The 12205-nt window shown below is 27.3% G+C and carries 5 protein-coding genes; all 5 read left to right on the top strand.

Features of this window, described 5'->3' with window-relative positions; translation table 11 throughout:
* Position 1: 1 nt before the first annotated feature.
* The gene (locus AB0T67_RS00055; RefSeq protein ID WP_369218600.1) at positions 2–2446 is read left to right on the top strand and encodes a TonB-dependent receptor; all 2445 of its coding nucleotides are present in this window, start codon (positions 2–4) and stop codon (positions 2444–2446) included.
* Between the two features lie 221 nt (positions 2447–2667).
* Positions 2668–3855, top strand: coding sequence for a tyrosine-type recombinase/integrase (locus AB0T67_RS00050; protein WP_369218599.1), 1188 nt, complete (start codon positions 2668–2670; stop codon positions 3853–3855).
* 1391 nt (positions 3856–5246) lie between these two features.
* Positions 5247–5939, top strand: coding sequence for a hypothetical protein (locus AB0T67_RS00045; protein ID WP_193706795.1), 693 nt, complete (start codon positions 5247–5249; stop codon positions 5937–5939).
* Positions 5940–6653: 714 nt separating this feature from the next.
* Entirely contained in the window at positions 6654–7658 is a 1005-nt protein-coding gene (locus tag AB0T67_RS00040; protein WP_369218598.1) for an IS30 family transposase, read from the top strand.
* 1784 nt (positions 7659–9442) lie between these two features.
* Entirely contained in the window at positions 9443–11377 is a 1935-nt protein-coding gene (locus tag AB0T67_RS00035) for an AAA family ATPase (protein ID WP_369218597.1), read from the top strand.
* The last annotated feature ends 828 nt before the right edge of the window (positions 11378–12205 follow it).

The following is a 12205-nucleotide window of genomic DNA, read 5'->3' as shown; positions in this document are numbered from 1 at the left end:
TTTGAAAAAGCTACTTCTTTTACTTCTATTTCCTACCTTATTGTTTGCTCAAAAAACAGCGATTGTAAAAGGTACAATCACAAATAAATTTAAAAACCCAATTGAAGGCGTTACTATTTCTTATTTATCCGAAGGAACGACCACCGATACGAACGGAAATTATCAATTTACCATTCCGATGCGCAAAATGGTTACCGTTACCTTTCGTCATGTTTCTTATAAAACGATTATCAAAAAATTTACTTCTCGTGGAAAAACTGTTTTTAACTACTCACCTACTTTTTACTTTAAAACTCAAGAATTAGAAGAAGTCGTTCTTAAAAATCAACGAAAAGAAGCCCAAGGAATTACGACAATTGCAACCAAAAAAGTTAAAAATATAGTAGGTGCAAACGCTGGTGTTGAAAATATTTTGATGACATTACCAGGTGTTAGTAATAATAATGAATTGAGTACACAGTATAATGTTAGAGGTGGAAATTTTGATGAAAACCTCGTTTATGTAAATGGAATTGAAGTGTATCGTCCGTTTTTAATTCGTTCAGGACAACAAGAAGGTTTAAGTTTTATCAATCCACAGATGATTCAAAATATTGATTTTTCGGCAGGTGGATTTCAAGCCAAATATGGCGATAAACTCTCTTCTGTTTTAGATATTACTTACCGAAAACCTACTGAATTTGGTGCTAAAGTTGCCATCAGTTTATTAGGTGGAAGTTTTACTATAGAAGATACTTTTTTAAATGATAAATTAAGCGCAATTGTTGGAATTCGATATCGTGATAATAGTATGTTTGTAAACAGCAAACAGGTTGAAGTTAATTTTAGACCTACATTTACCGATGTACAAACTTTTTTATCTTATAAAGCAACTGAAAAATTAACGTTAAACTTTTTAAATAATTTTTCTTTAAACAATTACAAATACAAGCCTTTAACTAGAAAAACACGCTTCGGAACACTTGCGAATCCGTTGGAATTAATTGTTTATTATCAAGGACAAGAAAAAGATCAGTTTAAAACACTTTTTGGCGCTTTTTCTGCGGATATTCAAGTAAATGATGCCTTAAAAATAACAGGAACTATTTCATCTTTCAATACTCAAGAAGAAGAATATTTTGATATTGCAGCAGCTTATAATTTAATAGAAATAGATACCAATATTGATTCTGATAATTTTGGAGATGTTGGAATTTCTCAAGGAATTGGTTCACAAATAAATCATGCTCGAAACGATTTAGATGCTTTAATCAGCAATATTCAATTTAAAGCCACTTTAAAAGATGGAAAAAATGAATGGAAAGCAGGTGTGAAATTTCAAACAGAAAATATTAAAGACCGCATTCGTGAATGGGAAATGATTGATTCATTAGGTTTTTCTGTTCGTCCGCCATATTATTCAGCAAATAATCAACCTTACGAACCTTTTACAGCACCTATTGAACCTTTTAAAAATGTGAATGCAGAAAATGATATCAATGTAAATCGTATTACAAGTTTTTTACAATTTAGCAGAAAAACTCATTGGAAAAATCATGAAGTTTGGATGAATGTTGGAGTTCGAACTCATAATTGGAGCGTAAAAACAGCGGAAGAAACTTCTAAAAACCAAATAATTGTAAGCCCAAGAGCACAATTAGCCATTAAACCTGATTGGGAAAAAGATATGCTTTTTAGAATTTCTGGAGGTTTCTATTCACAACCACCATCTTACAAAGAATTACGCGATTATGACGGGAAAATTCATCCGAAGGTAAAAGCACAAAAATCGATTCATTTAGTTGCAGGAAACGATTATAGTTTTACACTTTGGGAACGTCCTTTTAAATTAACAACCGAATTATATTATAAAAATTTAACCGATGTAAATGCTTATTCTGTTGATAATGTTCGAATTCGATATCGTGCTGATAATGTTACGGATGCTTATGCCTACGGATTAGATGTTCGTTTAAATGGAGAGTTTGTACCTGGTAACGATAGTTGGGTTAGTTTTGGTTATTTGAAAACAGAAGAAAACATTAATAATCAAGGATATATTGCTCGCCCAACTGATCAGCGTTTAAAATTTGGCGTGTTATTTCAAGATTATGTACCTAATATTCCTGATTTAAAAGCGTATTTAAATATCGTTTATAACACAGGACTTCCTGGTGGTTCGCCTGCTTATTCAGATGTGTATCAATATCAGCATCGATTAAATGATTACAAACGTGCCGATGTTGGTATTTCTTATATTTTTACAGATGCTTCTAAAAATAATAACACAGGTTTCTTAACTAATTTTAAAGAATTAACGGCTGGTTTAGAATTATTTAATCTTTTTGATATCCGAAATTCAATAACCAACACTTGGGTTCGTGATGCCTATAGCAAACAACAATACGGCATACCAAACTACATGACAGGAAGAGTTTTGAATTTTAAAATTGGAATGGAGTTTTAATTATTCTTGTTTAGTAGAAATAAAAAACTCAGTAAAAATGCCTAGCCCCGATTGAAGCATTTGTTTGAGCTCTTTTTTATTTTTTCTTTCAAAAATAAAAAAAGCGAGTGCGGAAAGCGGGAAATTGCTTCTAATAAATCAATTTTCAGAAATAAAATAAAATTCTAAAAATCAACAAACTAAGACTATGTTTGTGCATTTTTTTGTATATTTATTGAGTTATGAAAACTCAAGATTCAAAAAAAATATCCGTTACTGCTTTAAAAAAACTTCATAGAAAAAAAGTAGTATTAGTTTTATTATTTAAATATAATAATAACGTAATTAATCGTATTCGAAATTTTAAAAAATTTACATGGAGTAAAAGTTTAAAAGGTTGGATTTGTCCTTTTTCTGATGATATTCTTATAGAAGTTAAAGAAGCTTTAATTGATATCGCTATTATAAAAATAGATGCTTCGGTTTCTGAAAACATACAAAATAGAGGTGTAAAAAATCGACGAACACTTACTGATGAAAACAAAGAAGTTATTAGAGATTATGTAAAATATTTACGAGGAAAACGATATAGTGATAGTACCGTAATGACTTATTTTACATTTGTTGCTGACTTTATTAATTTTATTCAGCCTGCACCTATTGATTCTCTAACGAATAAAAATGTTGAATTATTTATTGAAAATGTTTTTATAGCGAGAAAATATAGTATTAGTTCTCAGCGTCAGTTTATAAGTGCTTTAAAATTATTTGTAGCTTTTTACCCTAGTTGTAAAATAAATTCATTTGTTTTAGAAAGACCTAAACGTTCTAAAAAACTTCCATCTATACTATCTCAACAAGAAGTTGTTACCTTATTAAGAGTTACGAAAAACTTAAAACATCGTGCAATTTTAGCTTTATTATATTCTGCTGGATTACGAATTAGTGAATTAATTAATTTAGAATTACTACATATTGATATAGCTAGACGACAATTATTTATACAAAATGGAAAAGGCAGAAAAGACAGGTATGTTATTTTAGCTGATAGTTTTTTACCTTTATTACAAAATTATATTAGCACCTATGTTCCAAAACGATTTTTTGTTGAAAGTCCTTCAGGCACAAAATACTCTGCTAGTAGTGTCCGTAAATTTTTACACACCTCTACTCGACTTGCAGGAATTAAAAAAAATGTTACTCCGCATACTTTACGTCATAGTTATGCTACTCATTTATTAGAAAATGGTATCGGGTTACGTCATATTCAAGAATTATTAGGACATAGCAAACCTGAAACTACAATGATTTATACACATGTTGCTAAAAAAGACCTATTAGATATTAAAAGTCCGTTAGATACTATTTTATCTAATTTAAATAAAGAACCTACACTCCCTAAACATTTTTTAGATAATGGGAAAATTTAACATAAATGTATCATATATTTATATATATTAGTAGCGCTAAAAAATCATCTCTAATTTGTAACTTTTAGTATTTGATAAACAAGATTAATAGTTCCTTTTATCCAGATAATTTAATAGTAAATAGAGAATTAAAATCTCTATATAACCAGTTGTATTTAATGGCGGAATTTCCTCAGAAATTCCTAATCTGTATTTTATAAAATAAAAATTAAGCAGACACAAGCTCTGGACAAAAAATACTAAAACTGAAAAATACTTCTACTCTAGTAAAATAAAAAATTGAAACGTGAAAAAATCAGCGCAGAAAAAATTATTTTAATAAAATAGCTGAATACAAGTAGAAACGTAAAAAAATCAGAAAATCGGCGGAATTAAGCTCTCAAGCGCAAAAAATCGTTAATATTAAAAAGTAATTATGAAGATTCATAAATAAATTGAAAAATTTAAGATTTTAATAAAATAAATGAATTGAAAGTTGAAACGTAAAAAAATCGGCGGAGTTAAACTCTGAAATAAAAAAAGCTCATTAAAACGAAAATGAAAAAACCACTAAATACAACAACGTATATAATTTATTGCTAGTTTTTAAATTTTTATGAAAAGCTTTTTTTAAATTTTACATTTCGCTTTTTTTCACTAAATTAGTTGCTCGAAATACGCAACAAATAATATACAAAAACGTTGGGTTTCATTTGAGAAAAAAATAGTTAAAATTTAAAATAGCTGGAAAAATATTGAGAAAAAACTTCTTTAATTACCTCATGAAACCGCACAAAAAATCATTTTGAAAATTATAGTTTTTTAAGAATATTTTTTACATTTTGAAAAAGTCTGATTGAAAACTGTTGTCTGAAAAAGTCATTTTTAAAACTATGGTTTTTTTAAGAATATTTTTTGCATTTTGATAAATTCTGATTGAAAAATGTTGTGTAAAAATAGAAGTGTGAAATGAAAGAGTTTTAAAATCAAATTCTACATTTTTTACATTTTTGAAAAATTTTAGAAAATATGAAAAATAGGAATTGAAGCTCAAAACGTGAAAATTAAAATCGTAGATTTAAAACTTTGAGAAAAATAATTATTCAAAAATATGAGAATTAAAAAAAACAGCTAGAAAAAACACAAAAACCATAAAACGAAAACCCAACAACATATATAATTCATTGCTCGTTTATTTTCCTTCGGAAAATACTCGCAAACGTAGATGTTTGAGTTTTTTAAACTATATTAGTAACTTGAAACACGCAACAAATCATATATAAAAACGTTGTGTGTAATGCGAAAAACGAACAACTTCAAAGAAAATTAAGATATTCTGAACGAACTTAACAAAAATTAAACAACTCAATTACAATACATTAACAACTAAATTTCTAATATTACCAACAAAAATGAAAAATGAATTTATTCGTTTTATTTTTGGAATAATTAATATAAAATATTTAGAAATTATGAACGATTCTTACAAAAAACCAAATTTATTTTTAGAAAAAAATATAGAAATTTTCTTTCTTAAAAGTGAAAAAAAAATCAAAAACAAAATTAATCAATCCAACTACGATTTTGAAAAAATAGAAATTAAAAAAGAGGTTGAAAGACTAATTGAATGTGAAAATTTAAATGTTCCAAAACTGATTTTAAATGAGAAAAAAGAATCTGAATATGTGGAAAAACTTTTTTTAGGACAAGAATTACCTTCACCTTGCCGATTTATTGAAAATTACCCATACAAAATTGAATTTATAGTTAGGAAAGTTAAATTCAAAGGTAATTCGTTGTTTTTTGAATATGGACTTTCTACTACGACAACAATATTTCAAAAAATTGATGTTTATTGTGAACATTTAGAAGTTGAACAAACAAATTGGAAAGATGGAATACTAAATAATGAAAAAGGAATTAAGAAATTAAATGAAGATTTCAAAAGAACATTAGATTTATTAGAAACAAATTTAAGTGAATTAAATATTCTCACAAATCAGAAGAAAAAAATGATACGAAAAAATATAAATGAATATATTGAACAGAAAAAACAAAATATACTGAATATTAATATGAACATTGAAAGACTAAATGAATATTAAACACTACACACAACACCGTATATAATTTATTGCTGGCTTCTCACCTACTTAAGAAAGTCCTCGCGGACTTTCTTGGTTGGTAATTATTTACTAAATTAGTTGCTTGAAATACGCAACAAATAATATACAAAAACGTTGCAAGTAATGGCGGAATTTCAGCCTGAAATTCCTAATTAGTGATTTATCTTTTCTAGAAATTAATATTGAATAATATTGCGCTGGAAAAATTGAAAATGACTACTACTCTATTTTTAGAAAATAAATCCTAAAAAAGAGAAAAAACAGAATTGAATGCTGAAAAATGAAGAGTGAATAAATAAGCGGAAATTAATTAGGGCGGAGTTTTAAGCAGAAACGTGAAAAAAGGCAGAATTGAACACTGAAAATAAAGCGTGAATAAATAGGCGGAAATTAATTAAAGCGGAATTTTAAACAGAAACGTAAAAAAAAGAGAGAAATAAAACGGAAAAATTGAAAATTAAGAAATGAGAAATTTAGTTAGAAAATCACTACTTGCAACAACATATATAATTTATTGCTAGTGCTTATCTACTTACGAAAATCCTTAGGGGATTTTCTATTCCGTTTTTATTTAATATATTTAGAACTTGAAATACGCAACAAATCATATATAAAACCGTTGGGTTTCATTTGAGAAAAAAATGCTCCATTCAATAACTTAACGCAACAAATCTAAAATTATAGATTTGTAAAATGGAAATAAAAAAGCATAGACGTTTAACTCTAAAAGAAAGAGTTATTATTCAGACTCTTTTAAATGAAAAAAAGTCTAAATCTTATATCGCTAAAACATTAAAAAGAGCACGTTCAACAATCTTTAGAGAAGTCTCTAAATGGGTACAAAATAAAGAAGATAAATATGATGCTGAATTAGCACATTGGAACGCTAAAGATGATTATGCGAACAAAAGAAACCTTGATAAAATAAGCACCTATTCCCTACTCAAATTTTTTGTTTATAAAGGACTTTTATCTAACTGGACTCCTGAACAAATTTCAGGAAGACTCAAAGAGTTATATCCAAACAACCCAATAATGTCTATTTCACATGAAGCTATCTATAGACACATTTACACCAGACCACAAGCTAGTTTAAATAAAAAATTAATAAAACTTCTAGTTCGTAAAAAAACAAGGCGGAGACCTCATAAAAAAAAACGTGGTGGTGGCTCTAAAATAATCAATCAAGTTAGTATTGACAACAGACCTAAGCATATTGAACTTAGAGATGAAGTTGGACATTGGGAAGGTGACTTAATCATTGGAAAAGACCATAAAAGTGCTATCGGAACAATTGTTGAACGCAAAACAAGGTTCACTTTAATCATCAAACTAAAATCGAAAAAAGCGATGGAAGTTGCCAATCAGTTTAGTAAAATATTGAATAAATTAAATCCTATTTATAAAAAATCAATGACATATGACAACGGAATTGAAATGGCAAGGCATCAAAAAATAACACAAAAAACAGGTATGAAAATTTACTTTGCACATCCATATTCTTCGTGGGAAAGAGGCACCAATGAAAACACAAATGGACTCATTAGACGATATCTGCCTAAGGGTACTAATTTTAATGAAATTAGCCAAAATCAACTACAAATTATTCAACAAAAATTAAACAATAGACCTCGGAAAATTATAGCGTACAAAACTCCTAAAGAAATGATGGATATTGAAATAAAAAACATAGCTTAGTACCATCAAAAATTAACAACGCTTTGTTGCGTTAGAACATTGAATCCAAGAATAGTTAAAATTTGAAAATTTAGTTTTTAAATAAAGTTTAAAATAGCTGGAAAAATATTCAGAAAAAAAACTCCTTTAATTACCTCATGAAACCGCACAAGAAATCATTTTGAAAATTATATTTTTTTAAGAATATTTTTTACATTTTGAAAAAGTCTGATTGAAAACTGTTGTCTGAAAAAGTCATTTTGAAAACTATGGTTTTTTTAAGAATATTTTTTGCATTTTGATAAATTATGATTGAAAAATGTTGTGTGAAAATAGAAGTGTGAAATGAAAGAGTTTTAAAATCAAATTCTACATTTTTTACATTTTTGAAAAATTTTAGAAAATATGAAAAATAGGAATTGAAGCTCAAAACGTGAAAATTAAAACCGTAGATTTAAAACTTTGAGAAAAATAATTATTGAAAAATATGAGAATTTTAAAAAACAGCTAGAAAAAAATACAAAAACCATAAAACGAAAACCCAACAACATATATAATTCATTGCTCGTTTATTTTCCTTCGGAAAATACTCGCAAACGTAGATGTTTGAGTTTTTTAAACTAAATTAGTAACTCGAAATACGCAACAAATAATATACAAAAACGTTGTAATTAATGGCGGAATTTCAGCCTGAAATTCCTAATTAGTGATTTTTATTTTCTAGAAATTAATATTGCGCTGGAAAAATTGAAAATGACTGCTACTCTATTTTTAGAAAGTAAATCCTAAAAAAGAGAAAAAAACAGAATTAAACTCTGAAAAATGAAGCGTGAATAAATCTGTGGAAATTAATTAAAGTGGAGTTTAAAGCAGAAACGTGAAAAAAGAAAAAAGTTAACGCTGAAAATAAAGCGTGAATTAATTAAGGCGGAGTTTTAAGCAGAAACGTAAAAAAAGAAAGAGAAATAAAACGGAAAAATTGAAAATTAAGAAATGAGAAATATAGTTAGAAAATCACTAATTACAACAACATATATAATTTATTGCTAGTGCTTATCTACTTACGAAAATCCTTAGGGGATTTTCTATTCCGCTTTTATTTACTATATTTAATGCTTGAAACACGCAACAAATAATATACAAAAACGTTGGGTTTCATTTGAGAAAAAAATAGTTAAAATTTGAAAATTTAGTTTTTAAATAAAATTTAAAATAACTGGAAAAATATTCAGAAAAACTCCTTTAATTACCTCATGAAATCGCACAAGAAATCATTTTGAAAATTATAATTTTTTTAAGAGTATTTTTTTACATTTTGAAAAATTATAATTGAAAACTGTTGTCTGAAAAAGTCATTTTGAAAACTATGGTTTTTTTAAGAATATTTTTTGCATTTTGAAAAAGTCTGATTGAAAAATGTTGTGTGAAAATAGAAGTGTGAAATGAAAGAGTTTTAAAATCAAATTCTACATTTTTTACATTTTTGAAAAATTTTAGAAAATATGAAAAATAGGAATTGAAGCTCAAAACGTGAAAATTAAAACCGTAGATTTAAAACTTTGAGAAAAATAATTATTGAAAAATATGAGAATTTTAAAAAACAGCTAGAAAAAAATACAAAAACCATAAAACGAAAACCCAACAACATATATAATTCATTGCTCGTTTATTTTCCTTCGGAAAATACTCGCAAACGTAGATGTTTGAGTTTTTTAAACTATATTAGTAACTTGAAACACGCAACAAATCATATATAAAAACGTTAGCTTGCATTAAAAACAACCACAGACCAACAAACAAAATATATGATAATAGGATTACTTTTACGCTACATAAAAACATATCAAGGAATAAATTATATTCCAATAACAAGCAAAGATAAATTTTGTGGATTTGTAGGTAATAATGGAATCGGAAAAAGTTCAGTTTTAGAAGCTCTTGATTGTTACTTTAATGACAAACAATGGAATTATAACATCTCAACTAAAAGAAGTGGTCTTTCTGTAACAACACCTTTAATCACACCCTTTTTCTTAATCCATAAAGAGAAAATTTCAGAAGACAATAAACCAACATTAGAAACTCTTAGTAATGCTATTTGGACTTTACAAGAAACTGATATCCCAAATATCAACAGACCTCATTTAAGAACTTTTCTTAGACAAAGAACAGAAATAGAAAGGTCATTTAGTCAAGAAGAATACTATTTATTCCCACTAGGAATTGATTATAATGGAAATTGTTCATTAAGCATATATAATTGTAATAAAATTGCAAGAGCTTTATTTCCAGAAACTGAAGTTGGTAATCAAAATCTAAATCAAGAAAGCCTTGAAACACTTCGACCAATTTTAAAAGAAATAAAAAATCTTTATCAATATATTTATATTCCGAAAGATATTGACCCAGCAACTTTCACAAAGCTTGAAACTACAGAAATACAAGCGCTAATGGGAGAAAGTTTGTATGAAGTTTTAGAAGAAAGAGTTCCACAAAGACAAATTTCTCAAATCAATTCTAGTTTAAATCAATTTTTAAGAATATTATCAGAAGAACTTGAAGTTTATTCTTTTCGTACACCAACTGATAGACAACAAAATTTGCGTAAAGTAGACATATATAAATTAATTATAGATGCTTTTTTTACAATTAGAAAACTGCATAAAAGACAAGGAGAACATTGGTTAGAAATAAATGATTTAAGTAGTGGAGAAAAACAAAAAGCAATTATAGAAGTAACTCATAGCTTAATAAAAAACCATAGAGAGAACAGCGATAACTTGATAATAGCAGTTGATGAACCTGAAAGCTCATTACATATGTCTGCTTGTTTTGACCATTTTATGAAAATGAGTGAAATCTCAGATGAATCACATCAATTTCTTTTTTCAACTCATTGGTATGGATTTCTCCCGATTATTGAAAGAGGAAGTGTAACCGCTATTACCAAAACAGAACAAAATCATAGATTTGATTTAATTAGTTTAGCCAATTATCGAGAAATGGTTAAACAACAAATTAGAGAATCTAGAGGACAACTTCCATATGATATTCGTCTAAAAAGCATGAATGATTTTGTTCAATCTATTGTCTCTTCAATCTTAGATGATAATCCATTTAATTGGATTATCTGTGAAGGAAGTTCTGAAAAAATTTATTTTGACCATTACTTTAAAGATTTAAGAAGTGACAATAAACTAAGAATAATTCCAGTTGGTGGAGCAAATGAAATTAAAAGAATTTATGAATATCTTGTGGTTGCAATAGATGAGTTTAAGCGTGAAGTAAATGGAAAAATTGCGTTTATTCTTGATACTGATGCTGATTTAGTTTTATTTAACTCACAATGTACTTCTAATATATTAATCAAAAGATTAGTAAATATAAATGGAGAAACAACTCTAGTTAATATTAACTCAAATCCAAAATCACCACCAACAGAAATAGAAGATTCATTAAATGGTAAAGCATTTTTTAAAGTTTTAAAAACGTTTAAAGAGGAATATCCTGAGCAACTAGATTTTGTAAATTTGGAATCTGAAAAAGAGGAAACACCTTCTTTTTTCGCTTTAGATTTAAGACCGAGTGAATATGAAAATCTTCTATCTTTTTTTGATTCTGATAACAATAAATATGATTTTGCCAAAAAATTCATAGAAGAATTAGAATCAGAGGAAGAATACACAGAAATGAATTGGATAGGAGAAATAAAAGTATTCTTTGAAAATAACGCAAGCTAACAACGTATATAATTTATTACTAGTGCTAGCCTACTTACGAAAATCCTTAGGGGATTTTCTATTCCGCTTTTATTTACTAAATTAGTTGCTCGAAAAACGCAACAAATAATATACAAAAACGTTGCAAATAATGGCGGAATTTCAGCCTGAAATTCCTAATTAGTGATTTTTCTTTTCTAGAAATTAATATTGAAGAATATTACACTGGAAAAATTGAAAGTGACTGCTACTCCATTTTTAGAAAATGAATCCTAAAAAGAGAAAAACAGAATTGAACGCTGAAAAATGAACCATGAATAAATAGGTGGAAATTAATTAAAGCGGAGTTTTAAGCAGAAACGTGAAAAAAGGAAGAAGTTAACGCTGAAAATAAAGAGTGAATAAATAGGCGGAAATTAATTAAGGCGGAGTTTTAAGCAGAAACGTAAAAAAGAAAGAGAAATAAAACGGAAAAATTGAAAATTAAGAAATGAGAAATTTAGTTAGAAAATCACTATTTGCAACAACATATATAATTTATTGCTAGTACTCGTCTACTTACGAAAATCCTTAGGGATTTTCTATTCCGTTTTTATTTACTAAATTAGTTGCTTCAAACACGCAACAAACCATATATAAAACCGTTGTAATTAATGGCGGAATTTCAGCCTGAAATTCCTAATTAGTGATTTATCTTTTCTAGAAATTAATATTGAATAATATTACACTGGAAAAATTGAAAATGACTTCTACTCTATTTTTAGAAAATAAATCCTAAAAAAGAGAAAAAACAGAATTGAACGCTGAAAAATGAAGCGTGAATAAATCAGTGGAAATTAATTAAGGCGG

This window comes from Tenacibaculum salmonis (assembly GCF_041053065.1).
Taxonomy (GTDB): Bacteria; Bacteroidota; Bacteroidia; order Flavobacteriales; family Flavobacteriaceae; genus Polaribacter; species Polaribacter pacificus_A.
Note: the sequence above shows the minus strand (reverse complement) of the source record. Positions and strands in the feature narration are given on the sequence as shown.